The following is a 26490-nucleotide window of genomic DNA, read 5'->3' on the forward strand; positions in this document are numbered from 1 at the left end:
GATAACTGCAATTCGCTCCTGTGAGTAAGGAATATCGAAACGATGAAAGAAATCCAAGCACTACGCCAAGCCGTCCAAAGTCGCAAAATGGGGGCTTTGTTATTGCTGGGTTTTGCATCGGGATTGCCTTTGTTCTTAACTAGTAGAACATTGCAATTGTGGATGCAAGATGCCAAGGTTGATATCGGCAAAATTACTTTATTTGGTTTGTTGGCGTTGCCTTATTCGCTCAAATTTTTGTGGTCGCCGTTGTTAGATAGGTTTGTACCACCGTTTTTGGGCGCGAGACGGGGTTGGTTGATTTTGACTCAAGTTGGGTTAGCAATTGCGATCGCCACTCTCGCACTTCAACAACCTTCTCAAAGTGACCAAGTATTGCAAATTTTGGCAATCAACTGTTTAATTATCACCTTTTTAAGTGCCACCCAAGACATCGCCGGCGATGCTTACCGTACCGATATTTTAAACCCCCTAGAAGCTGAAGCTGGTGCATCGGTGTGGGTACTCGGCTATCGTGTGGCTTTGTTTGTCACCAGTTCCTTAGCTTTAGTTTTAGCTGATCGCTTACCTTGGAATGGTGTTTACTTACTCATGGCGGCTTTAATGGCTGGGAGTATCTTTGTCACTTTATCTGCACCCAGAGAACCACAGGTAAGCAACAATCGAGAAACAGCACCTTTATCTGCCAAAGATGTGATATTCGTGCTATTTATCACAGCATTAGTAGCTGGTTTACTGGGAGGAGTTTTTCTTGGCTATATTGCTTTGCCTGTATTTTATTGGTTATTAGCAGCTTTGATTGTCGCTTGGATAGTTTCATCTTTATTATTGCCTGATGAATTACTGGGTGAAGCTCAAGAAAATCAAGCCCCCCAAAACTTACAGGAAGCAATTTTTCTGCCTTTTAAAGAGTTTTTTCATCGCTTTGGCTTGGCTCAAGCTGGTGTAATTCTGATATTTATCATCCTTTATAAACTGGGCGATTCTTTAGTTGGTATCACAGCTAATTTATTTTTGCGAGAAATCAACTTTACTAAAACTGAAATTGGTGCAATTCAAGCCGGAATTGGCTTTCTCGCCACAACTGTTGGCGTATTAGCTGGTGGGGTAATCTTAAGCAAAATTCATATTAATCGCGGTTTATGGATATTTGGCATACTGCAATTATTGAGTAACTTGGGTTATTATGCTTTAGCTGTTGCTGGCAAAAATTACTCGTTATTAATCTTGGCAGTAAATATCGAAAATTTTAGTGCTGGATTAGTAACGGTTGCTACAGTGGCATTTTTAATGAACCTCTGCAATCACCGTTTTACAACCACTCAATTTGCATTATTTTCTAGCTTAATGGCGATTAGTAGAGATGTTCTTTCAGCACCGGCAGGCGATTGGGCAAAAGCCACAGGCTGGCCTGTGTTTTTCTTGTTAACCCTAGTAGCAGCCTTGCCAGGATTGTTACTTTTACCGTTTGTTGCTCCCTGGAATCAAAAGCCAGTGGTAATATCTAGACCAGGACTAGAGGAAGAAGATGAGGATGTATGGGAAGCCAAGTAATTGTTGTTGTTGGTACATTTATTCTTTTACTTACAGGCTTGTTACTTGGCTATGTCCTGTCACAGTTAGTACTGGGATTTTTGACTTTTAATCTCTTTACTTTTTTTGGTACACTCAGCCTAATTTTAATTTTCGGCACACTGTATTACGTTTTATTTTGGCAGTTACGCCGAGAACAATCCAGCGTTGTGCCGGAAAATATGTCCGCAACAGAGATTAACGATCGCATCACCGATAACCAACTCAAAAACAGGCTGATTGCCAAGTTAAATGGTGATACCGCCGCAGCTGAACGCTTAATTGAACAAGCCAAGCAAAATTATCCCGGTATGCCAGAAAGTTGGTATTGCGAGCGAGTTATGGATGATTTAGAACGCGATCAGCGTTAAGGTTAAAAAAGAGAGGCAGGAGGCAGTGGTTCGGCTCCTTTGGACTGCGCTCAAGGCAAGTCGCTCACCAACCAGGCAGAAGGCAGGAGGGAGGGGAAAATGCTTCAACTCAGCACTCAGCACTAAACACTCAGCACTCAGTTTCTTTCTTTTGACTTTTAACTTTTGACTTACTAAATATGTCTATAATTCGTCAATACATCGCCCCACTACTGGTACTTTTAGTATTTCTCGTTGCCTTAGTAGCAGTCAGCGCCCGGATATTTTTGCCGGCTGATATGGCAGCACCCGCGCCTATTGAAGAAACTGGGGTAATTTTGCCAGCGACGGCTGTGGATTTATTCACCTTTAGCAAATAAAGTGTCTGAGCAATTACTACCAGGGTATTTAATTCGTCGCGGTTCAACATTAGAGCGATCGCTCCTTGTCAAGTTCATACAACGCACTTACCAGGAGCGATTTCCCCAGCAAGATTTTGCCCACCTCGCCCGCACTGTCGAGCAGTATTTATCCCAAGATACGCCCTTATGGTGGGTGGATGTGAAAGAGGCAGGGGAGACAAGGAGCAGGGAGCAGAGGGGAGAAACATACAAGACTTCTGCCCCCTTGTCTCCCTCGTCTCCCTCATCCCCCTTGCCCCCTGCCCCCTGCCCCGTTGCTTGCCTCTGGGTGGGAAATGCCATAGATCAAGTCAGTGGCGATCGCCATGCTCATATTTTTTTGCTTTACGTCGTCCCAGAACATCGGCGTAAAGGTATTGGTAAGGCTTTAATGCAGCATGTCGAAAAATGGGCAATTCAACGAGGCGATAAACAAATCGGTTTACAAGTCTTTGAATCCAATCAACCTGCTTTAAATCTCTACTATCAACTGGGTTATCAAACTCAATCCTTGTGGATGCTGAAAGAACTGTCAGGTTATTTCGTCGGTGACAGCCATGAGTAGCAGTTTTGCGATCGCAGTACCGCAACAATTTATTTACCGTCCTAAAAATTCTGAAACACTTGGGACAGTTAGTAATTGGTCAATAGACACAAGGCTCAAAAATAAGACTTCAGACTTCATACTTTAGACTTCAGACTTTTCAAACAAATCTAAATCATGTCGAACATAAAGTGTACAATAATCTAGCAAATACCTATCAGGCGCTGAATTATTGGCACGGGGGGTTATCTGTAAATCCCACTCGGCACTTAAATGACGTATGTATGACGACGATGACCTAAGCCTACTCGATCCCGACGTAGAGCTAGAAAGCCCTCTTGATAAAATGGAGCCACTCACTGCTGAATCAGAAGTGGCAAAGCCCGATCCAGAAGTGATGTTAGCACTTTTGGAAAATTCTCAACCCCAGCAGAGAATGTTGGCGGCGCGTGCTTTTTGTGATATTGAAGATGAAAGAGCTACCCCGCTACTCATTGGGCTGTTAAAAGATTCCTGTCCCTTGGTGCGCGTGAGTGCCGCCTATGGTATTGGTCGCAATCCCAGTAAAGAAGCAGTAGAACCATTAATTGCCCAACTCAACCAAGATTGGAACGGTTATGTACGTAAAGGTGTAGTTTGGGCATTGGGTAATTGCCGCGATCGCCGTTGTCTCGCACCTCTCGCTGATGCTTTAAGAACAGACATTTCCGCAGTGCGTTTGTGGTCAGCGAGTGCTTTAGCCCAAATGGCAGGAGTGGGTTACGAAACCGTCATAGGGGCAATTCCCGCCTTAATTGAAGCCTTAGTCCAAGATCCCATTCCCGCCGTTCGCAGTAATAGCGCCTGGGCAATTGGACAGTTATGCAAAGAACTACCCTCTAATATTGTTTACGCCACAGCCATTGATGCCTTAATTCAAGCCTTTGCCGAAGATAAAGATTTAGGCGTGCGAGAAGATGCTAAAGCCTCACTACTCGGAGTAGGCGACCCCCGTGGCTTACAGCTAATCGAAACTTTAGAACAAGAAGGATGGTTTTGATCAAGTCAAGAGTTAATGGTCAAAAGTTATTTTTGACCATTAACTCTTGACCATTGACCATTGACAAACTTCATTTATTTTCTGATGTTGGCTTAATTAAGTTGAGGTCATAAGGACGTTCGATATCATCCTCGCCTAAATACTCACCGTTTTGAATTTCCAAAATTACCAAGGGAATTAAACCGGGATTTTCCACTTTGTGTAAGGTTGCGGCTGGAACATAAGTTGATTCATTGCGATTCAGCAGCGTTTCCGTATCGCCACAAGTTACCTTAGCCACCCCAGAAACTACCACCCAATGTTCATTGCGATGGTAATGGATTTGTGGTTTAATACCATGCCTGGGTTTAATCTCAACGCGACTAATTCTATAATTATCGCCTTCTTCAATTACCTCCACGTTACCCCAGTATCTCGCACCTGAATGTGAGGACAATTCATGGCTACTAGATTGCTCGTTGTTCTCATTTTGACTCATAACCAAACTGCTCAACCAAACGACTACCAATATTGTGAAGTAATTTAGCGTATATTAGTTGACAATTTGCCACAATCGCTACTGCTAAAGCAGTCCTATGTGAGATGTGAATAAAAGAGACAGGGGAGACAAGGTAGACAAGGGAGAGAGATGTTGATGAATAAGAAGTCAGAAATCAGGAGTCAGAATGCCGTATGAATTCTATATGACACTTCTCCTGTCGGAGACGCTACGCGAACGGCAAGCTCTAAACTCCATCCCTTTATGAGTGAAGTATTCACCAATTCTGAATTCTGTCTTCTGACTTTTTTATCAATATTTGAAGCTAGAGAAAATTTAAGCAATAATAATAATTCTATGTCTTGTCAAACTATCTGCAATGAATGTGCTTTTCATGTTGAAACTGAGTCAGGAATAGAGTGTATTCACCCCGATGAATTAGCAGTTAATTGTGCTATTGTGACTTTTTGCAGTTCTTTTCAACCTGCGGAAGAAATTGATAGCCCATGTGTGACTTTTGGTCAGGAAGAATAAATCTGAATTTTGCACTCAGAAGTTATAAGGGATTCCCTGAAATTTAAAGGCAATTTAGCATTTAAATTTTGTGGTCTTCAATCTGTGGCATTTATTTTCCCCATAGATTGCATTCTGACTTCTGAATTCTTCAATCTTGTTGCTGATTATCATTTTGTCTATTAGTTTCTAACAGACGAGACATAAACACATCTGGTTTGCGACTCACAACAGAGATAACTTTATCAATAGCAACTACTTCACTGGTTTTAACAACCATTTCCCACAAAGTATCTTCTTCTGTATCTTTGTTATGCGTTCTGTGTTTAAAGCATAACAAATCGTCACAAACATTGATAATTGTTGCGAAATACCACTTATCTCTGATCAATAACCAAATTTCTTGATCCAAGTAACTTTGTAGAACTGATTTCACAATTATTTAGATGATGAAAAACAATGTGGTAAATACTATTTGGGGATAACAACTTGATGCAACAGGGAAAATACTTAATCGTGATTACAGGAAATAATACAAGGTAATCTGAGTCCAAAGCTAGGAAGAAAATTAGATGACAATTTCCAATCCAAAATCCTAAATTTGATGAGTATTTCTACGTCAAACTGTACACAAAATAAATGGCGGATGCTTGATTGATATTAGCTATCCGCCTTTCCCAAAACAACAAAACTATATGTTAATCAATCATGACCGCTAAGAAATTTATGTCAAGCTATTATGCGAAAGGAACATAGTTTTTATGTAAAAACTGCCTGAATGGATGTTTTAGACTTGAGACTGGAGTTGAGCGATCGCAGTCAGCATTTGTTGATAATATTCAATGTTGCCTTCTTGATAATAGATGTTGGCAGATTGTTGAAAATCAGCGATCGCACCAGGAAAATCTTCGAGTTGGCGGTAAATATCGGCGCGTAACATATAAGCGGAAGCCCAATGGGGTTGACGTTGTAAGGCTTGGTTTAAGTCTGCTAATGCGCCTTGCAAGTCTCCCAACAGCAAACGGCTACGCCCGCGATGATACCAGTCTTCAGCAAAACTGGGGTCAAGGGCAATGGCTTGGTTGTAGTCAGCGATCGCACTGTGATAATTTTGCAGGGCATAGTAAGCACTGGCGCGATCGCTGTAAAATGCTGCTGTGCTGGGGTTGATTTGCAAAGCTGTGGTGTAATCTGTAATTGCGCCGTGATAGTCTTGCAAGGCATAGCGCAAGGAACCGCGATTGTAATAAGCTTCTACTAAGCTGGGGTTAATTTTAATTGCTTGATTGTAATCAGCTAAAGCTCTTTGTTCCGCTTCTAAAAACCGCAAAGCATTACCCCGATTACAGTAAGCTGGAGCAAAATCAGGCTCAATTCTAACGGCTTGGGTGTATTCTTCCACCGCCGCTAAATAATCTTGTAAAGCTTCACGGGCTAAACCCCGACCATAGTATGCTGTAGCTAAGTTGGGATTGAGTTGTAAGGCGCGGTTGTAATCTAAAATTGCCCCTTGATAATCTCCTAAACAACGACGAGCCGTAGCGCGATCGCTGTATCCTTGTGCATATTCGGGGTGAATTTGTAAGACACGATTGCTATCGGCGATCGCACTTTGGTAGTCACCCAACTGACAACGCGCATAAGCCAAAAAACCATAGACTAAAGCCAAAGTCGGGTTTCTGTCTAAAGCTTGTTCATAATCAGCGATCGCACCTGGAAAATCACCCAAAGTGGCTTTGACTAATCCGCGCTCATAGTATGCTTGCACATCTTCAGGATTTAATTGCAGAGCTTGGTTAAAGTCAGAAATTGCGGCTGGATAATCTTTTAGGTAAGAACGGACGACTCCGCGATTGTAGTAGGCTGGGGCAAAATTGGGGTTAATTTGTAAGGCGCGATTGTAATCAGCAATTGCGGCTGCATAATCTCCTAAAAGATAACAGGTATTCCCCCGGTAATGATAAGCTTCCACCAAATGCGGATCTAACTGTAATGCCCGTTCATGATCGGCAAGGGCTTGCTCATATTCTTCTAAAATATGGAAAATATTCCCGCGACTGCTGTAAACGGCAGCATACTGGGGATACCATTGTAAAGCTTGCTGAAAATCTGCTAATGCACCTTGGTAATCACCACTCTCACTGCGAGCGATACCCCGATAATGAAAAGCTCGCGCTATATCAAAATCTATATATGTTGCTAATACTGGGTTAATTTCAATCGCTTGGTGATAATCTGCGATCGCATGATCATAATCACCCAACGCACAATAAACATTACCCCGTCCGTGATGGGATTCTGCTAAGTTAGGATTGATCGCTAATGCCCACTCGTAATCAGCGATCGCATCTTCGTAATCTGCTAGAGAATAACGAGTGTTGCCGCGATTATGATAGGCTTCAGCAAACTCAGGATTTATTTGGATTGCCTTGTTAAAATCTGCCAGTGCGGCATCATAGTCTCGGAGTGAGGTATACAAAATATTACCGCGATTATAGTAAGCTTCTGCAAAGTCAGGTTTTAGCTGAATCGCCTCTGTATAATCTGCGATCGCTCCTTGAAAGTTTCCTTGCAAATTTTTGTTAAAACCTTGGTTAAAAAAATCGTCAGCATTCATCTAAGTTCAATGGGCTGTAAAACTCCCGCCCCCTAATTTTAAGATGGGTGCTGCTTTGTAACAATTGACTTCAGCGTATTTTCACAATTTTCTCTGTAAATATAAGTAAGCAACAGTTCTTATACAGCAAAAAGATGTGTAATACTCTACTTATAGTTAATCAATCAAAGCTTCTACATAAAGATTGTTTGTGAGCATAAGTGGAATGAGTCTATAAGTTTGTAGTTATTTTAACTTTTTCTACTTAAAGACTCATGACGCGATCGCCTGTTTCAAATCTGAGTCTTTCATTTTCTTACATAAGTCATTTGTATTTTTATCTTGTTGTAAGATGGAAGACCCATTTGATTGATTAACTGAATCGTCAAGAGATAGAAACCGGACAGGTAATAAATAGATTTGTAAACAACTTCCTGATGTTTTCTATCATTACCTAAAAGGTTATTCATAGCAAAACACAGTAAAATTTGATAACAGATAACAGAGGTACTTCACCAATGAATATTTTGGTAACACCTGAAGATGAGCAACTAGATAAATTGCGTCTCGAATTAGCAAAATTTACAAATGCCCAGGAAGTAATTAACACCAACTTGAAACTCGTAGAAGAAAATTCGCATCGTCCTGCGGACATAAATTCAAAAAGAACGATAGAAGATGATAATACTTGCTGTCAAACATTTAGAGATCGCTCAATGGTTGAAGGGTGTGATCATCAAAAATATGACAATTATTTTGATTTAATTGAAAAATAGAGTTAATGAGTATTTTTACGGTAATTCTAGATTCAGTACTGCAAACAGAAGGTTTGATTGGTAAGGGTGTAAGGGTGTAGGGATTCATGGGTGTACTTATTCAAAACCCTAACAACCCTGTACGCTTTCACCACCACACCCAGTCTCTACAGACAAGCTTGGTGTGTAATATCATTTCCGGTAAAAGACTTATCATCAAAACCGCAGGGGGAGAAAGAGTTTTGTTCTGCACAGATGTGTTGAATCATAACTGATTTGCCGCACATGATATAAGTCATGCTGATATCAATCATAATTTTGCAGGGGAAAAAGAGATGAGGGATTAGAGACTAGAAATAGTAATTTTTACTCAGTAAAATCTAACCAAAAAATTCCTCTTCCTAAAATCTAGCCTCTAATCTCTAGCCCCTATTTTTAAGCCGCGACTTTTTCTTCTAGCGGTTTAAAAGTCTTTTTGGTAGCACCACAAATGGGACATTTCCAATCATCAGGAATATCTTCAAAAGGTGTACCAGGAGCAATACCTGAATCGGGGTCGCCTGCTACGGGGTCATAAATCATACTGCATTGACGACAAATCCATTTGCGAGTTTGGGGGTCATCACCAGCGACTCTGGTGACGGCTTGTCCACCATTGAGGACTTCTAATGCTTCAGTGTAGCGATCGGCGTGGTAATTTTCGATAAACTTGAGCAAGCCAAAACGGTGTGCAGCTTCTCGAAATGTATCAGCATGTTCGCCAGATTCTTGTGCTTGTTTGAGAAATTCTGCGGCGGCTGGGTTATCGCGATCGCTTTTTGCCGCTTCAGCAAATTCGGGATACATTGTAGTGTATTCGTAAGTCTCGCCTTCAATTGCTAAAGACAAGCAACGAGAGACAATTTGTTTTTTTTGTTCATCAGTTAAAGCGGCTGGATCTTTCACCACCAATTCTGGATGCAGTAACTCAAAATGAGCAAAAGCATGTTCGGTTTCTTGTTCTGCGGTTTCACGAAACAGTTTTGCTAAATCCGAAAATCCCAATTTACTAGCAACTTTCGCAAAATATAAATATTTGCGATTAGCCATCGACTCACCACCGAAGGCGGCTTCTAGGTTATGCAGAGTATTAATGTTAGATAAATCCATAGTTTGAGAATACCTGTCAGAAAATTTTAATTGTAGGTTTTTGAGTTTGGGTTGTCCCCAAAGCAAAATGCTCGATAATTGCCAATTTCCCATTAATTCCACAAATGAAACTAGATGATTTCACTATTCAGGAATTATTGGTTAACTGAGAATTACTAGCAAAAAAACAAGCTATAAATCAGTTTGAGGAGCTAATTTTGTATAATAGAAAACGTTTTATACAATTTTTTTCGCCCATTTTTCTTTACTTGTTTTGTCTGCCGTTCCAGGAAGATTATATAAGACGAACGTTTGATTTCTGAAAAACAGTAGACTTAAAAAGTAATTTTTTCGACTCCCTACCTGCACAGATAATTTCACATCTAAAACTGAATAACTATATAGCAATTCTAAATCATTTGTGAAATTCTCTTTCTTTTCCTCTTTCTCTTTCTTTGTGTCCTACCCTTCAGGAAGCCGCTATCGCGTCTATGCGCCCTTTGCGGTTCGTTAAAAAGAATACTTTTTCACAACTCAGATAGGATTGCTATAAAACCAAGAAGCAGATATTTGATAAATAAAAACCTCAAACAACCCCACCGTTAACCCGAATGTTCTGCCCAGTTATCCAACGTGCTTTGCGATAGATGCACCCTTTTGCGCTAATGTTAGAGCGATCGCTCGACCAATTCCCCGTGATGCACCAGTGACAATTGCAACTTTCCCGGTTAAAGCTGCCATAAATAAATCCTGCTTGACTAGTGATGAGTTGCTCTTAACCTATCGCACAAAGGTTAAATTTACCTGTTGAGTATTTGTTTTTTTCCCTCAGCACTCAGCACTCAGCACTAAGACTCAGGCACAATAGACACACCATCCCGAATGTTTAGCAGTCCAGAGATAATAATTTTGTCTTCTGGCTGTAACCCGGCTAAAACTTGGTAATAGTTATTGTTGATATTGCCTAACTTCACGCGCTTTTGTTGCGCTACTAACTGGGAAACGCCTTGGGGAGTTGTTTGTGGTTGGGCGACATAAACAAAAGTTTCACCCGCCACGCGAGTGACTGCTGTAGTTGGAATTAAAACTCCTGGACGCTGACTCCAAATTAATCTTGTGCGGACTAATTGACCTGCCCTTAATTGCCCTTGGGTATTGTTGAACAATGCTTTAATTAATATCGATGGTTGTTCAGTGTTAACGTTGGGAACAATTAAAAACACTCGACTTGTACCCAAAACCTGCCCTTGAGTGCTGAGAATTTCCACAGGCATTCCCTTTCGTAATTTAGGGCCGCGCTCTAGTGGTAAAGTTAAAGCAACTTCTAAAGGTCGGGTTTCAGCAACGGTCATCAGTCGTGAAGAAGGCGTGACAAAATCACCAGCTTTTACCGAGATATCGCCTACCGTACCAGCAAAGGGAGCCGTAATTTTGTCATATTGAAGTTGTGCGGGTGGTTGTCTATTGTTAGCGGTAGCTTGCTGGAGGGCATTTTCAGCTTGCAAAATGCTAGTTTTTTGGGCTTGAATGCGAGAATTGACAGCATCTAGATTAGCTTTTGCCGTTGCCAACCTATTAGCAGCTAAATCCTTGGATTGGCGTGATATTGCACCTTGGTCTGCTAAATTGGCAGATTTTGCGTAATCTAATTGATTGGACTGGACTTCACCTAACTTTGATATGCGTTCTAGTTCCAAAGCGCGGAGTGTGGCGCGGGCGCTTTCTAGGAGGGCGGCGGTTGCTTGAGTTGCACCATTATTGCCCAGGTTGTTGGGTTGTTGGGCTTTATAATCTATTTGAATAATAGGTGTACCGATAGCAACCGTATCTCCTGGCTTGACAAATATCTGGGTAACTTGGCCAGGAATTCTCGGTAGGAGGTTGATAGAACGTCGGGACTCTAAAGTGGCAATATAGTCTGCACTTTCTTCAATTGTGCCTAATTGCACAGGTGCTATTTTGGCTCTTACCCCTGGTGTTTGAGCTTGAATGGGTTTTGTTGGCTGTACAGGAGTAAGTAAACGCCAAGCGATCGCAACTCCACCCCCTACTATTAGTATTAAAGCTAACAATAATCGCCACCATCGCCAATTTTTTTGAGGTGGTGGCGATGATGGTTCTGTAAGTTCTTTGTCAAAATCAATTTGCGGCTCAGGGGATGTCATGACTTATCAGGTTACTAAAAATAAAGTAATTGAAGAATTCAGAAGTCAGAATTCAGGAGTCAGAATGTGAACAGTAGGAGAAAAATACACCGTACTGATTGAAGACCAGCAAATTAAGAATTTGGTAGGTATCTTATACCCGTTTCTTCATTCACCAGCGACGCACTGAGCTTGCCGTTCGCGTAGCGTCTCCGCCAGGAGAAGTGTCACACTCAGGTAAATTCTGAATTCTGCCTACTGACTCCTGCATTCTGTTTGATAATTTTCGGTCTTTTTAGATGCAATTTACTGATACAGCATGAAGAGCAATAATAAATTATATGTTATACCAAATGGAAGAATGATTGCGACAAATGGATTGCTCGAAAAGCTTACCAGTAAACCCTTTCTCAATCCAAAATCTAAAATCCAAAATGGTATTAGCTCTGTCTTAATATATAGCTTTTCTAGAGTAGCCCTAATCTATCAAAAGGTTAATGATAAAAATTTAGATTGTGATAAGTTTTTTAACTGTCTTGTTCGTTATTGTGTAAAATCCTGGAACCCTGCTAAGATAATCTGTTTATCTTTGGTTAGCAGTAAGAAAGAGCATTTTTTATGTACGTTTTTTTGCAGAAATTCTACTTGGTAGATAATGTTACATAATTTCTGAATTAACGTAAATTCAATGAGTGCTTTTTGACATCACCTTCTTATTCTGACTCCTGAATTCTGACTTCTGAATTCTTCAATCAGAAATACCATAATGTTGTGCCTGCATATTCCACAAAGTTGTATATTCACCACCAAGCTGTAAAAGTTCTTGATGAGTTCCATCTTCAATTAAATGACCAGCTTTCATGACTAAAATTCGGTCAGCCATCCGTACTGAAGCTAGTCTGTGAGTAATCAAAATTGTTGTTTTACCTTCGGCTAATTCAATAAAGCGTCTGTAGAGGTCATATTCACTACGGGGGTCAAGCGCAGCCGTTGGTTCATCTAATAATAATATTTGTGCTTCCTGGCGGACAAAAGCACGCGCTAAAGCTAATTTTTGCCACTGACCACCAGAAAGTTCTGTACCGCCAAATTGCTTACCTAATGGTGTATCTTCTCTTGTAGAAAAATTATCAACAAGTGTGGTAATATCAGCTTTTTCGATTGCATACCTGAGAATATCTGGACTTTCTAAAGCCGCTAAATTTCCTAGCGCGATATTTTCTCCCAGAGTCAGCGCGTAATGACCAAAGTCTTGAAAAACCACAGCAATTTGTTGTCGCCACTGTTGTAAATTTAAATTTCTGAGGTCTATATCATCCACTAAAATACAACCTTGTGTTGGATCATACAGCCTAGTTAAAAGTTTAACTAAAGTTGTTTTACCTGCACCATTTTCGCCGACTATGGCGACAGTTTGCCCAGGGTAAAGAGTAAAAGAAATATCTTGTAAAGCTAATCGATTATCTGGATAGTAAAAGTCAACTTTCTCAAAAGTAATACCAGAACGAATCGGCATTGGTACCTTTTCGCCAGGGATGCTGATTCGCATCGGGATGGGACTGTCGAGAAAATTGAAAAACTGCTGCATATATAGAATATTTTCAAATAATTCTACCCAATTAGCGACAAATCTTTCGAGATTATTTTGAAAGTAAGTTAATGATTGGACAAATAAAAGTACACTACCAGGACTGAAATTACCCCGAAAAGCTTGCTGTACGACCCAATAAAAAGCAAAACCATTACCTAACGTACTCAGAATAGCTAAAGTTGATGACCAAAATGCTTGTTTACCACGCAGATAACGCATGGTTTGGTGTAAAGATTGAAACGCTTGTAAGTAACGCTCGATAAAAAATGAACTTAGTTGAAACAACCTGATTTCTTTAGCGTAGCTATCCGTGAGCATGAGTGAAGTGTAATATTGCATTCGCCGCGCTTGCGGACTATTTTCAAATAAAGTTAGCCAAATTGCTTGACCATATTGAGAAGAAACGACGATTTGGGGTACAGTGGCGATCGCAATTACTAATGGTATCCAAAAAGCTAAGGGAACTAGTAACCCAACTATGACTATCAAAGTCACAAAAGAGCGACTTAATTCCACTAAATTTTCTAGTAAACTTAACGGTTTATAGCCGACTTGTTGCTGCAATATTTGTAGTTCATCATAAAACATAGAATCTTCAAAACGGCTCAAATCTGCAAAATTATCGGCTTTACGCATTAACAATAAGCTGATATGCGCCGTTAACTTATCATTGAGATTTCCTTGCAGTGCCAATATCCAAGGATAAAGCATCGTTTCTAATAGCAAAGCTCCCACCCATCCTAATACCAAAGGTATCAGAACTGCATACCCTAATTCTCTACCAGATGTTAAGGCTTCTGCTACAGTATCTATCACTAACTTAGTAATCCAAACACTAATAGCAGGTAGAAAACCTTGTAATAAAGTCACAGCAATTAAGAAAACCATTTCTCTGGGTGCTGCTTGCCATAACAAAGGTAGAGAACGAAATAAAGTTTTAGCGTAGTCTGTAAACCAAACTCTAAAATCGCTCATCAATTAAACCTAATTATTTATCTTTGAAGGCAGGCAGTTATATTAGATGCTATTTCAACTCAAAACCATCTTACTTAAGATAGAACAATCTGAATGTTATGAGTCAAAAGTATACTACTCCAGAAAGAATAAAAAACTCTAGAAAAAGATAATGTTAGAGAAGTTAGATGATCAAGACAGGATAAGGTATCGCTAACAATCACACAAGATTTATCAAAGACAAGGTTTTCGGGAAGATTAATCCTCTATGGAAATTCCCATCACTGATGACAAAGTGATTTGACCTGTTGTGGATTAGTGACAATCTAAATACAAAGCTGAATGTCGTTGTTTAACTATGCCCTTATTGGCATATATATTTCAGCATTAACCACTGTCTGATTATCGGCTCGTCTTCAAATTCGCTTGTTCCTATATCTCTGATTTCATCAAATCTATTGATGGACAAATATCATCACAGTTTTTCGGCAAATTAAATGCAGATTTGCTCACAAGCTGATGAATTGAAGTTACAAGGAGTAATTGACAATGCTTGCAGAAAAAACACTGACCCAACAAACAATAGATATGCGTTTGGCAGATAAAGCTGACAAATTAGAGCAACTTTTGTTGTCTGATGAGGAAAGAGCAGCTTTAGAAAAATTAGCAATGCCTGGAATGTTAGAATCTGAAACTCAACAAAGATGGTTTGCTAATTGCGGCGGATGTGGCGGATGTGGTGGATGTCGGGGATGTTTTCCTTGTCGTGGCTGTTTTGGATGTGGTGGATGTCGGGGATGTCGGGGATGTGGTGGCTGTGGATGTCGAGTTAGTGAAACTGGCTCAATGTCAAGTGTTCCAGACGACATAGATGAGCTTGGATTTGGATACTAAATCATCTGGGGATATCTAGCATTTTAAATCCCCGACTTCTTTAAGAAGTCGGGGATCTGAAACCAAATGACTCTATTCTCTTCCTTCGTGTACTTTTATTAGACAATGGCTAAGATTTGGGGGATTCTCCACGCCACATGCTTCAAGTCGGCAAAGCCGCCCAACGCAGTGGCTCCCCAAGCCCCCGATTGGGGTACGGTTGCGTCCCCCAAACCCCCTCCAAAATCATTTTTTCGTTTTTTGTTGAGTGATCATTTTCTGGTTTTGTTGAAATTTATTTTTCTTTAGGACTTACGCACAGGCTACGGAAGAACGAACCACAGAGGCGCAGATTTCACGGAGAAATGAGAGTTTGAGAGAGTTTTTGCGTAAGTCCTATTCTTATCTGAACCGTATTGTGCTATGTAAAGCAAAAAAACTTTTACCTGACAAATTCTAAAAACAGTTTTGCAATTATTTTTGACAGCTTGAAATAATCAGATAAAGCCTATGCAATTAAATAATGCTCAACGTCTGCGTTTATTAGAACATATTGTTGTTCATGTGATGCCGTCAGATTGTAGTGGCGAAGAAACAATGATTTTTAATACAACACGGCGAACACTGACTGTAAAGGGTCAAGCACTGCGTGATGTGGAAAGTATAGTATTACCTTTACTAGATGGCTCACGAACAATCGGAGAAATTAAAGTAGAAATAGGGGAGAAATTAACAGATGCTTCAATCAATCAATGTTTAAAGTTTTTGATGGAAAATCGGTTAGTTGAAGAATTATTAGAAGATGCTGCTGATTTAAATATCCGGGCTGATTTACTGCCTCAAATGAGTCTTTATCATGAGTTGGGATTTCAGCAAAAGGATGCCCAAAAACAGTTAGTAAAAGCGAGAATTGCTGTTTTTGGACTTGGTGGTTCAGGGATGATAGCAGCAATTAACTTGGCTAGTGCGGGGATTGGTTTTCTGAGATTATGTGATGATGTCTGCACACTGACTGCTGATTTGATGATGTCAGACTCAGCATTTAATCAAATTGGTGCTTTGCGGGGTGTGGAAACTGCAAGACAAATTGCCGCGATCGCAGAAATCACCGAAACTGAAATTGTGACTGATAATTTCACAGACGATGCTACAGTCAATGCTTTACTGGAAGATGTTGACTTGGTGATTGTTGCCACTGATGCGGTCTCTGTCAATCTTGCCTATCGTCTGAATAGATTATGCTGGCAGATGCAACGCCCATTATTACCAGGTGGTGCGGCTGGTGTAGAAGGCACTTTTGGGCCGTTAGTCTTTGCTCAAGATGGCCCTTGTTATCTCTGCTATCGGATGCGGTCGATAGCTTGCGCGAAACTCCCAGAGGCGGAATTAGCCATTGAGCGATTTCTTGACCGAGAACGGCGTTCTCAACCAAGGTTGCAAGAAACTTTACCCATCGCCCAGATGTTAGTAGGAAGTTACCTAGCTCTGGATACCATTAAAATGTTTCTTGGTTTACCCATCGCTACAGATGGCAAATTAGTGCATCTAGACTTATTAGGTACAAAACTCACTCACAATGTTGTGCTGAAAAAACCAGGTTGCCCCCATTGTTCACAACAGGAGAGAATCAGTGAATAGTGCGATCGCTAGTCCACGTTGGCGTGATTTAGTTAGCCCTCATACTGGTATCATCCGCGCCATCGATAGGTTTACCAAGCCTTATACAGAGTTTGATTTCCCAGTTCTCTGGCAAGCCGAATTAGCTAATTTTCAATTGCGTAAACAGCCAGATGATTTACGCTACGGTGTCGGCAGAGGAATGACAGATGAACAAGCAATTTTTGGGGCAGTTGGAGAAGCCGTAGAGCGATACTGTGGCAGCATTGTTAATTATCGCCAACTCATTATTAGTAGCTACGCAGATTTAACTTATCCCGCCGTCCCGCCACCAAGTTTTTTCTCATTTTCAGACACCCAATACTCTGACCCAACTTTTCCTTTTCCTGCTTTTGATGAAACAACGCAGACTTCCTGGATAACTGCCATATCTCTCACCAGTAACCAACCAGTGTTAGTCCCAGCATTCATGGTTTATTTTGACTGGGATATTCATCAACCAGGAGATGACATTTTACCTGTGACTTCCAATGGTTTGGCTAGTGGCCCAAATCTTGAGTTTGCGGCTGATAGCGGCTTGTGTGAATTGATTGAGCGCGATGCTTTTATTATTAATTGGTTAAACCGCTTACCTGCGCCCCGGATTTATTTCGCCCACCGCCCCGGAATTGAGACAGAAATTTTACGTCACTACTCCCGATTTGGCATTGAGTTAGTTACCTTTTATTTGACCACTGATATTAACATCCCAGTGGTGATGGCGATGTTAATTGACCGTTCCGGCAGAACTCCGGCTGTCGCCACTGGTTTAGGATGCCATCTGGATGGTTCAACGGCGCTGCGTAAGGCAATTTTTGAAGTTTGCCAAGCCCGTTTCGGTGATATAGAACGCAAAGCTAATGGTGCTGGTTCCCATCTCCATCAATATCAAGATGTCCAGAATTTAGATGATCACAGCGCCTTTTTCTACACAACCACTCGCTTAGGTGAGTTGGAATTTTTATTTGAGCATGATAGTTATATAGCCGTTGAAGATTTACCAACGTACACCTCTGCCACAGAAGCAGAAAAATTGCGGACTGTCATCACAAGATTGCATTCTGTGGGCGCTGAACCATATTTAGTTGATATTACAACGCCTGATGTAGCACCGCTTGGTTTTCGCGTCGTGCGGACTTTGGCGAGTGAATTAGTGCCGATATATTTTGGTTATGGGTTAGAACCATTGGGAAATCGGCGGTTATTTGAAGTACCACAAAGGTTAGGTTATAGTGGGCGACGCAGCGAAGCTGATTTAAATCCCTGTCCACATCCTATGGCTTAAATAGGTCGGGACACAAGTCGAAAATAGGCAGTATGAAACGCATCCCGCCTAGAACTAAAGTTCCAGGCTGATAGCCAAAGTCCACAAAGCGTGGACTGGAATGAGTTTTTTTTGAGGTGTAGGTTGGGTGGAGGAACGGAACCCAACAGAGTCTTGAGAATGTTGGGTTACGCTATCGCTACACCCAACCTACTATTCTATTCTCTTAACTGAACCGTATTGAGTTATACATCACTCATCACTCATCTTTATGTATACAGTCAACGAGCCACTAGAATTAGCTCTTCTCTATCACTTAAACTCCCCAGTACCGAAAAGTTATGTCAAGCGCGTTCCGGCTACGGAAATGCGATATATGCCGGAGGCTACTTTTTTGGAATTGCCCAAAGCACCGCATGACAATTCTTTGAGCCTGCTTTTAGAGCAACGGTCTTCTGTGCGATCGTTTGTTAATACAACTATGCCGTTGATTAAATTAGCTCAATTGCTGGATGCGGGATGTGGTTTAAATGGGTTACGTCACACAGAGGGTTACACCTATGAAGCGCGAAACTCACCATCGGCGGGGGGGCTGTATCCGTTGGAAGTGTTTGTCTCAACCCAAGCGGTAGAAAATTTAGCTGATGGACTTTATCATTATGAACCGCGTGGTCATGGCTTACATCTGGTGAATCAGGCAGTACCTAATGATTTTGTGGAAGCTTTACTGCAACAAAACTACATTGTGAATGCAAATGCTTTGGTGATATTCACGTCTATTTTTATGCGATCGCTGTGCAAATATGGTGCGCGGGGCTACCGTTTTGCACTTTTAGAAGCTGGTCATCAAGCAGAAAATATTTGTCTGATGGCTGTGCAATTAGGTTTGGGTAGTCTTTGCATTGGTGGTTTTCATGACCTGAGCCTCAATAAGATGTTGGGTATTGATGGCAAACGTCATGCGGCGCTTTATTGTGTTGCTGTCGGGACTGGTGTCGTAATCTAAAATTAACCGCAGATAGACGCGGATAAACGCAGATAAAAAGACCATAAGAAATTGCTAAAAAGCTTATGGTATCGTTATTATTTCTTTTTACTTTTGCCTTGTTGTACTAGCTAAATTTTTTTCGGGAAAACTTATAGTTGTGTATGATGTAATCAAGGTTTGCTCAAAAACTTTCGCTAGAGCCGTTTGAAATCGTTGGCGATGCTTGAGTTTAAAAAATGGTCTCACTATTTCTAAGTCTTTACTGTTATCTTCTGGGTTAGGGAAAATCTTTATTGCGCGTAAAGTGCCTAACTGAATTTCTTTTTTTACCATTAACTCAGAAATTCCGGTAGCACCTACGCCACTTTCAACGGCGGCTTTGGCCATTTCGCCACTGTTGAAAACTAAAATGACATTGAGTTCATACAAATTAATACCCCAATTTTTTAAGGCTTCTTCAAATCTTTGCTGAGTACCAGAACCAGGTTCGCGCATTACCCAAGCTGTTTGAGTTAGTTCTGTAACGGTGATTTCTTGGCGTTCAAACCAAGGGTGAGTTTCGCCCACAACAATTTGTAAGCGATCGCTCCCGATGATTTCTTGTTCTAAAGTATTCTGTAAGGCTGGTTTGACATCGCCTTCGACTAAACCAATGTCAAACTGTCCCATTGCTGTTCCTTCGCAAATTGTTTCCGCATTTGCCAAACAACAATCAACAGTAATCTGCGGATACTTACTTTTAAACTCACTAATTTTTCGGGGTAGCCAATAGTTACCAATGGTTAAACTCGAACCTAATTTTAATTCACCCCGTTGGAGATTATTTAATTCTCGCAATCCCCGTTCTGTTAATGTCACTTGGTCAAGAATTTTCTGAGCTTCTACTTGTAATAATTTACCAGCTTCAGCAATTTCAATGTGACGACCAATGCGATGAAATAGTTTGACTCCATATTCTTGCTCTAAATTATGAATCGCAGCACTGACGGCTGGCTGGGTAATATAAAGCTCCTCAGCTGCACGCGTAAAGTGTAGATGTTCTGCTACAGCGAGAAAGATTCTGAGCTGTTCCAGCGTCATTCCTGCCATACTTCATTATCCCTAAAAACCTTGATGTAAAAATTTAATCACTTATATTTATAATTTTGACAAATAAAAACATTTGATTCTATTGATTAAATTAAATACAGTAGAAAAATAAGACTAATAAATACACCCATTGCGAATGTGCCTATTTGAATAGGAAAAAATGTAGCTTAATTGTCAACAAAATCTGAGATTATAAATAATTTGGAGCATTAAAAGTGTTATTGAGACTTGTGTTATTACCATCTCTGCATTAAAATAAATTTTGGCAAAAATGTACCGACAAATTAAATATATTTTGCAAGTGCGATCGCTGCACAAATGGCAAATTATCTGGAAAGAAATTTGCTATCATTTTGGGATTTTTTGGAGAGGGGCTTCTTGGAGTTTAAGGGTGTTACTGATGCAATTAGAGTCTAAACCAACAACAGAAAAGCAAGAAACTAAGCAAGAAACTAAGAAACTTGGTAGGCTAAATCCATCGCGCATCAGGGATCATTTAGCCAATGAACGCACTTACCTAGCTTGGATGCGAACCGCGATCGCGCTGTTGGGTTTTGGAGTCGTTATCGTCCGTCTGCGAGCCTTTCAAGTCCCCCTATTACCCACACCCGGTAACGGCTGGAAATTGGGTTTAGTCTTTTCGCTAGTTGGGTTAATAACAGTCTGGCTGTCAACTGCCCATTATTTTGCTGTACGGCGTGATATTGAAGATGATAATTATGAGCCTACAGACCGTTGGGTGATTTTATTCAGTTTGGCAATTATGATTCTCGGCTCTGGAGTCATTTATTATGTGTTTACCACTCCTCTGAGTCCTTTGAGTCCAGTAATTCCAGAGTAATAGGACTTTGCTAAGGGTCTACGTATCTACAACCCTCACACCCATTCTTAACCAACAATCTTTGTGTGTAAGTCCTAAATTGAGATGATTGTCTAATTAATGGTTCTTAACATTGTTGGTTTTTTTGTTTATATCTATACATAAATGTTAGTGAATATGTAGTTGATGGGAATACTAGCGGAGTGCAGAGTTTGTCTGCACAGCTTGTTGAGCAACAACAGAAACTAACTTGTTCTGTGAGGTATGTATAGATGATGACAGTCAATGCTAACCCCATCATTCCCGGATATGAACTTAGCTCACAACTGTATGCTGGCTCCAGAACGCTTGTATATCGAGCTATCCGCAAATCAGATCAACTCCCAGTTGTCATCAAATTGCTAACCTCACAATATCCGAGTTTTAGTGAACTACTGCAACTCCGCAATCAATATACCATTAGCAAAAATCTCAACATTGCTGGGATTATTCAGCCGTTATCTTTAGAAACATATAACAATGGTTATATTCTCGTAATGGAGGATAGCGGGAAAATCTCATTACGAGACTATATTAAAAACAATAATTTATCCCTAAGAGAATTTTTGCATATTGCTCTGCAATTAAGTATTAGTCTTGATGAATTACATCAAAATCGCGTGATTCATAAAGATATTAAACCAGCAAATATTTTAATTCATCCCCAAACAAAACAAGTCCAATTAATAGATTTTAGCATTGCTTCATTACTCCCCAAAGAAACTCAAGAAATCAAAAATCCTAATATTTTAGAAGGAACTTTGGCTTATATTTCGCCTGAACAAACCGGAAGAATGAATCGAGGTATAGACTACCGTAGTGATTTTTATTCGCTGGGGGTGACATTTTATGAATTATTAACCGGAGAATTGCCATTTAATAGCGATGATCCGATGGAGTTGCTGCATTGTCATTTGGTAAAAATGCCAACGGTAGTAGGGAACAGGGAGGAAATTCCGCAAGTACTGGCAGAGATTGTGATGAAACTGCTGGCGAAAAATGCCGAGGATAGATATCAAAGTGCTTTAGGATTAAAGCATGATTTAGAACTTTGTTTAACCCAACTCCAAGAGACAGGCGAAATTAGAGAGTTTAAAATTGGTAAGCGGGATGTGTGCGATCGCTTCCTCATCCCAGAAAAATTATATGGTAGAGAAGCGGAAGTTAATTGCTTATTAGAAGCCTTTGAACGTGTAGCTAGTGGCACATCAGAAATGATGTTGGTGGCGGGATTTTCTGGGATTGGGAAAACGGCTGTAATTAACGAAGTTCACAAACCAATTACCCGTCAGTATGGTTATTTTATCAAAGGTAAGTTTGACCAATTCAATCGAAATATTCCCTTCTCTACCTTTGTCCAAGCTTTGCGTGATTTGATGGGGCAATTATTATCAGAATCAGATACAAAATTGGCACAGTGGCGGAGTCGGATTTTAGAAGTTGTGGGGGAAAATGGGCAAGTTTTAATCGAGGTAATTCCCGAATTAGAGCGTGTAATTGGGAAACAATTGCCTGCGCCAGAATTATCAGGAACTGCCGCCCAAAATCGGTTTAATTTATTGTTTCAGAAGTTTATTGCTGTCTTCACCAAATCAGAGCATCCGTTGGTGATATTTTTGGATGATTTACAGTGGGCAGATTTAGCTTCTTTGCAGTTAATTAAATTATTAATGGAAAACCAAAGTTTTCTATTGTTGTTGGGGGCTTATCGAGATAACGAAGTATCATCCGCACATCCATTAAGATTGACAGTAGAGGAGATAAAGCAGGCTGGGAAAACAGTGAACACCATCACTTTAACTTCCCTGGCTTGGGTGGATATGAATCAGTTAGTGGCGGATACATTGCATTGTAGTACTGAGCAAACACAGCCCCTCACTGCATTAATTGAGCGTAAAACTAGAGGCAATCCTTTTTTTATTACGCAATTTCTCAAAGCATTATATGAAGATGGAATAATTAACTTTAATTACCTGCAAGGTAATTGGGAATGTGATTTAACAGCAGTAAATACACTAGCTATAACTGCTGATGTGGTGGAGTTTATGGCTAGTCAATTGCAAAAGTTACCCGAAGCGACACAAAATGTTTTGAAGTTGGCTGCTTGTATTGGTAATTCCTTTGATTTAACTACTTTAGCAATTGTTTCTGAGCAGTCACCAAATGATACAGCAACAGCATTATGGCAAGCATTACAAGAGGGCTTGATTTTACCCCAAAATGAAATCTATAAATTTTATTTGTACCAGACAGAAACTAATGTTAATCAGGGGCAGATGCAAAATGTTGCTTATCGATTTTTACACGATCGCATTCAACAAGCTGCTTACTGTTTAATTCCCCAAGCGCAAACAACAGCAACTCACTATCAAATTGGGAAACTACTCCTCCAGCATACTTCCCTAGCAGAACGAGAAGACAAAATTTTTGATTTAGTCAATCAATTTAAACTAGGTATTGATTTAGTTATCCATCCCCAAGAACAGCAAGATTTAGCTGAATTGAATTTAATCGCCGGACGGAGAGCGAAAATTTCTACAGCTTACGCCGCCGCCGTTGAATATTATGGAGTTGCCAGAAAATTATTAGCAAATCATCATTGGCAAATATCTTATGATTTAATGCTGACAATCTATACAGAAGCAACAGAAGCGGCTTATTTGAATACAGATTTTGAGCAGATGGAGGAACTATCTGCAATAGTATTAAATCAGGTGCAGAATATTTGGGATAGTATACCTATCTATGAAATTAAAATACAAGCTTGTATTGCTCAAAATCAACTGCGCTTAGGCTTAGATACAGCCTTGGCAATTCTGCATCAGTTGGGGATAGATTTACCAAATCAGCCTACATACCAAGATGTTAATCAAGCACTAGAAAAAACAAGTTTAATCTTGGGTGAAAAAAATACCACAGAAATACTTGATTTGCCTGTGATGACAGATATTCGCGCCCAAGCTGCGATGCGAATTTTAGCAAGTATGTTTGGGGCTGCATATAATGGCTGTCCAGAAATGTTACCTTTAACAATTTGTGAACAAGTTAACTTATCAATTCAATACGGTAATACAGCTTTATCAGCTTTTGCATATACAAGTTATGGGTTAATTCTTTGTGCTTTTACTGGTGCGGTCGAAACCAGCTACAAATTTGGGCAACTGGCTTTAAACTTAATGGAGAAGTTTTCTGCTCAACACCTGCGTGCGAGGATAGCAGCCGTCTTTAATAATTTTATTAGACATTGGCAAGAGCCTCTGAAAGTGACGCTGACATCTTCATTGCAAGGCTACCAAAGTGGATTAGAAACTGGGGATTTAGAATGGGCTGTATGGTGCATATTTGGTTATAGCTTCCATTCTTATTGCACTGGTAAAGAACTAACAAAATTAGAACAAGAGTTAGCTATATATAGTAAAGCGATCGCCCAACTCAAGCAAACCACAGCCCTGAATTATCAAAAAACCTATCACCAAGCGACTTTAAACTTACTCGGCTATAGTGAAACGCCTTTTTTGTTAGTGGGGGATGTGTACAACGAAGATGAGATGTTACCCCAACATCAAGCAGTTAATGATCGTCCGGCTGTTTATCATGCCAAGATTAACAAAATTATTCTCTGCTACTTGTTTGGCGAATATCAGCAAGCGATCGCAGAGGCTGAGATTGCTGCACAATATTTAGATGGGGTTCCGGGTTTATTTGTCAGCGTTTTGCTACCTTTCTACGATGCTTTAGCACAGTTAGCCATCTTTAACCAAGTTGCAGAACCGGAAGCATCGGCTATTTTAGAGCGTGTGCAACTTCATCAAGCAAAACTCAAACAATGGGCAGATTTAGTCCCCAGTAATCATTTACACAAGTATCACTTAGTAGAAGCTGAACTGTGCCGTGTTTTGGGCAAACCTTATGATGCAATGGAATTATATGATCGCGCGATCGCCACAGCCAAAGAAAATCATTACATCCAAGAAGAAGCATTAGCCAACGAACTCGCAGCCAAATTCTACCTTGAACGCCACAAAGAAAAAATCGCCGCAGGTTATATGCAAGAAGCCTACTATTGCTATGCTCATTGGGGTGCGAAAGCCAAAATCGATGATTTAGAACAACGCTATCCTCATTTATTGCGTCTAATTCTCCACAAAACCACACAGAACTGGAACCCATTGGAAACACTGGCGAGTATTGCAACTGTGAATGGTGTGATTAATACCAAAAATACAACCTCTCATTCTTCTAGTACAAGTATTAATACAACTCTGGATTTTGTCACTATTCTCAAAGCTTCTCAAGCCATCTCTGGCAAAATTCAACTGGATGAACTGCTACACCAACTAACGCAGATGATTCTCCAAAATTCTGGCGGCGATCGCTGTGCGTTGATTTTGCCGAATAATCAAGGAGAATGGTTATTGAGAGCAATCAGCACACCCAATAACACCGAACTTTGTTGTCAACCCCTGGAAGGTAATCCTAATTTACCTGTGAAGTTGATTCAGTATGTCAAAAACAGTCAAAAAGTGGTGGTAGTTGATGAACTTAAAACTGATTTACCTGTAATTGATGAATATTTATGGCAACGTCAACCAAAAAGTTTATTGTGCTTGCCAATTCTCAATCAAGGAAATTTAATTGGGATTTTGTATTTAAAAAATAATTCTGCCAGTGGAGTATTTACGAGCGATCGCATCTTAGTTCTCAACTTTCTGTGTATTCAAGCTGCTATTTCTTTAGAAAATGCTCGCTTATACCAACAAGTCGAAAATTATTCTTACACTTTAGAAGCAGAAGTAGAACAAAAAACCCAGGCTCTCAACCAAAAAGCCCAAGATTTAGAACAAACTATTAAACAATTACAACAAACCCAAGCCCAATTAATTCATACAGAAAAAATGTCATCTCTGGGGCAGTTAGTTGCTGGAATTGCCCATGAAATTAATAATCCAGTGAGTTTTATCCAAGGCAATATAACTTATACCAAAGGTTATATTCAAGATATGATTAGTTTGTTAACACTTTATCAGCAAGAATATCCCCAGCCCAGCCAAGCTATTAAAAAGAAAAGCCAAGAAATTGATATCGATTTTATCTTTGATGATGTGAATAAAATTCTGGAATCAATGGAGACAGGAAGTAATCGCATCAGCCAGATTGTTTTGAGTTTACGCAACTTCTCGCGCTTGGATGAATCCGGAATTAAAGCAGTAGATTTGCATAGTGGGATTGAAAGTACTTTGCTCATTTTGCAACACCGCTTGCAAGGTTCAGCAATTCAACCAGAAGTGCAGATAGTGAAAGAATATGGCAAACTACCTCTGGTAAATTGCTATCCTAGCCACTTAAATCAAGTTTTCTTAAATATTATTAATAATGCCATTGATGCCATTCGAGATAATCGCCAATGCAGTGAATACCCAGAAATTCGTATTCGCACTGAAGTGATAGATAATGACCACTTACGCATTGCGATCGCCAATACAGATAGTACAATTCCTGTACATATCCAAAACCGCATTTTTGAACCATTTTTTACCACAAAACCCTTCGGGCGTGGTACAGGGTTGGGTTTATTTGTTAGCTATTCAATTATTCAACAACATGGCGGTAATTTGAGCGTGCGATCGCAGCCAAATGCAGAAACAGAATTTGAAATTATTCTGCCTATTGCTTCTGTTACACCTAAATCTTAAAAT

21 protein-coding genes and 1 pseudogene are annotated in these 26490 nt (G+C 40.2%); 14 read left to right on the top strand and 8 right to left on the bottom strand.

The annotated features are described in order from the left end of the window. Positions 1-42: 42 nt before the first annotated feature. The 6 genes from H6G79_RS20870 (at position 43) to H6G79_RS20890 (ending at position 3906) form a co-directional block, all read left to right on the top strand. Positions 43-1554, top strand: a complete 1512-nt coding sequence (locus H6G79_RS20870) for an AmpG family muropeptide MFS transporter (RefSeq protein WP_190591291.1) — start codon at positions 43-45, stop codon at positions 1552-1554. After that, entirely contained in the window at positions 1539-1943 is a 405-nt protein-coding gene (locus tag H6G79_RS20875; RefSeq protein WP_190591292.1) for an ABC transporter permease, read from the top strand. The genes H6G79_RS20870 and H6G79_RS20875 overlap by 16 nt, the downstream gene beginning before the upstream one ends. Before the next feature lie 179 nt (positions 1944-2122). Beyond that, entirely contained in the window at positions 2123-2302 is a 180-nt protein-coding gene (locus tag H6G79_RS20880; protein ID WP_190591293.1) for a hypothetical protein, read from the top strand. A 1-nt stretch (position 2303) separates the two neighbouring features. Continuing rightward, the gene (locus H6G79_RS20885; RefSeq protein WP_190591294.1) at positions 2304-2888 is read left to right on the top strand and encodes an N-acetyltransferase; all 585 of its coding nucleotides are present in this window, start codon (positions 2304-2306) and stop codon (positions 2886-2888) included. Next, positions 2881-3015 carry a hypothetical protein gene (locus H6G79_RS37400; RefSeq protein WP_277877292.1) on the top strand — a complete coding sequence of 45 codons (135 nt, stop codon included), beginning with the start codon at positions 2881-2883 and terminating at the stop codon, positions 3013-3015. Before H6G79_RS20885 ends, H6G79_RS37400 begins: the two co-directional genes overlap by 8 nt. A 132-nt stretch (positions 3016-3147) precedes the next feature. Beyond that, the gene (locus H6G79_RS20890) at positions 3148-3906 is read left to right on the top strand and encodes a HEAT repeat domain-containing protein (RefSeq protein ID WP_190591295.1); all 759 of its coding nucleotides are present in this window, start codon (positions 3148-3150) and stop codon (positions 3904-3906) included. A gap of 70 nt (positions 3907-3976) precedes the next feature. Here H6G79_RS20890 and H6G79_RS20895 read toward each other — a convergent pair whose 3' ends face one another. Then, positions 3977-4384: a phosphomannose isomerase type II C-terminal cupin domain gene (locus tag H6G79_RS20895; protein ID WP_190591296.1), complete on the bottom strand. Its 408-nt coding sequence runs from the start codon at positions 4382-4384 to the stop codon at positions 3977-3979. Between the two features lie 357 nt (positions 4385-4741). Between H6G79_RS20895 and H6G79_RS20900 the strand changes: the two genes are divergently transcribed. Beyond that, complete coding sequence (locus H6G79_RS20900; protein ID WP_190591297.1) at positions 4742-4918, top strand: hypothetical protein; 177 nt, start codon at positions 4742-4744, stop codon at positions 4916-4918. Positions 4919-5048: 130 nt separating this feature from the next. Here H6G79_RS20900 and H6G79_RS20905 read toward each other — a convergent pair whose 3' ends face one another. Both H6G79_RS20905 and H6G79_RS20910 read right to left on the bottom strand, forming a co-directional pair. Next, positions 5049-5333, bottom strand: a complete 285-nt coding sequence (locus tag H6G79_RS20905; RefSeq protein WP_190591298.1) for a hypothetical protein — start codon at positions 5331-5333, stop codon at positions 5049-5051. Between the two features lie 351 nt (positions 5334-5684). After that, positions 5685-7514, bottom strand: a complete 1830-nt coding sequence (locus tag H6G79_RS20910) for a tetratricopeptide repeat protein (protein ID WP_190591299.1) — start codon at positions 7512-7514, stop codon at positions 5685-5687. Between the two features lie 497 nt (positions 7515-8011). On the opposite strand from H6G79_RS20910, the gene H6G79_RS20915 reads away from it, so the two are divergent. Then, positions 8012-8269: a hypothetical protein gene (locus H6G79_RS20915; protein ID WP_190591300.1), complete on the top strand. Its 258-nt coding sequence runs from the start codon at positions 8012-8014 to the stop codon at positions 8267-8269. Positions 8270-8683: 414 nt separating this feature from the next. On the opposite strand, the gene H6G79_RS20920 is transcribed toward H6G79_RS20915, so the two are convergent. From H6G79_RS20920 to H6G79_RS20935, 4 genes and pseudogenes are all read right to left on the bottom strand, one after another. Further along, on the bottom strand, positions 8684-9397 hold the full coding sequence (locus tag H6G79_RS20920; RefSeq protein WP_190591301.1) for a rubrerythrin family protein: 714 nt from the start codon (positions 9395-9397) through the stop codon (positions 8684-8686). Positions 9398-10018: 621 nt separating this feature from the next. Next, a pseudogene (locus H6G79_RS20925) lies at positions 10019-10117 on the bottom strand (SDR family NAD(P)-dependent oxidoreductase); the annotation flags it as partial. Positions 10118-10224: 107 nt separating this feature from the next. Beyond that, entirely contained in the window at positions 10225-11541 is a 1317-nt protein-coding gene (locus H6G79_RS20930; RefSeq protein ID WP_190591302.1) for an efflux RND transporter periplasmic adaptor subunit, read from the bottom strand. A 727-nt stretch (positions 11542-12268) separates the two neighbouring features. Further along, positions 12269-14086, bottom strand: coding sequence for an ABC transporter ATP-binding protein (locus H6G79_RS20935; RefSeq protein WP_190591303.1), 1818 nt, complete (start codon positions 14084-14086; stop codon positions 12269-12271). A gap of 528 nt (positions 14087-14614) precedes the next feature. On the opposite strand from H6G79_RS20935, the gene H6G79_RS20940 reads away from it, so the two are divergent. The 4 genes from H6G79_RS20940 (at position 14615) to H6G79_RS20955 (ending at position 18864) form a co-directional block, all read left to right on the top strand. Then, positions 14615-14959 (top strand): hypothetical protein, encoded by a 345-nt coding sequence (locus H6G79_RS20940; protein WP_190591304.1) that lies wholly within the window; start codon positions 14615-14617, stop codon positions 14957-14959. 489 nt (positions 14960-15448) lie between these two features. Further along, positions 15449-16576, top strand: coding sequence for a TOMM precursor leader peptide-binding protein (locus tag H6G79_RS20945; protein ID WP_190591305.1), 1128 nt, complete (start codon positions 15449-15451; stop codon positions 16574-16576). Then, positions 16569-17879, top strand: a complete 1311-nt coding sequence (locus tag H6G79_RS20950) for a YcaO-like family protein (RefSeq protein ID WP_190591306.1) — start codon at positions 16569-16571, stop codon at positions 17877-17879. Before H6G79_RS20945 ends, H6G79_RS20950 begins: the two co-directional genes overlap by 8 nt. 250 nt (positions 17880-18129) lie before the next feature. After that, positions 18130-18864 (top strand): SagB/ThcOx family dehydrogenase, encoded by a 735-nt coding sequence (locus H6G79_RS20955; protein ID WP_190591307.1) that lies wholly within the window; start codon positions 18130-18132, stop codon positions 18862-18864. A gap of 87 nt (positions 18865-18951) precedes the next feature. Here the strand turns inward: H6G79_RS20955 and H6G79_RS20960 are convergent, their stop codons facing one another. Then, the gene (locus H6G79_RS20960) at positions 18952-19935 is read right to left on the bottom strand and encodes a LysR substrate-binding domain-containing protein (protein ID WP_190591308.1); all 984 of its coding nucleotides are present in this window, start codon (positions 19933-19935) and stop codon (positions 18952-18954) included. A gap of 271 nt (positions 19936-20206) precedes the next feature. On the opposite strand from H6G79_RS20960, the gene H6G79_RS20965 reads away from it, so the two are divergent. Further along, positions 20207-20776: a YidH family protein gene (locus tag H6G79_RS20965; protein ID WP_190591309.1), complete on the top strand. Its 570-nt coding sequence runs from the start codon at positions 20207-20209 to the stop codon at positions 20774-20776. Positions 20777-21027: 251 nt separating this feature from the next. Next, positions 21028-26487: an ATP-binding sensor histidine kinase gene (locus tag H6G79_RS20970; protein WP_190591310.1), complete on the top strand. Its 5460-nt coding sequence runs from the start codon at positions 21028-21030 to the stop codon at positions 26485-26487. Positions 26488-26490: the final 3 nt, after the last annotated feature.

Source organism: Anabaena sp. FACHB-83, assembly GCF_014697485.1.
Classification (GTDB): Bacteria; Cyanobacteriota; Cyanobacteriia; order Cyanobacteriales; family Nostocaceae; genus Nostoc_B.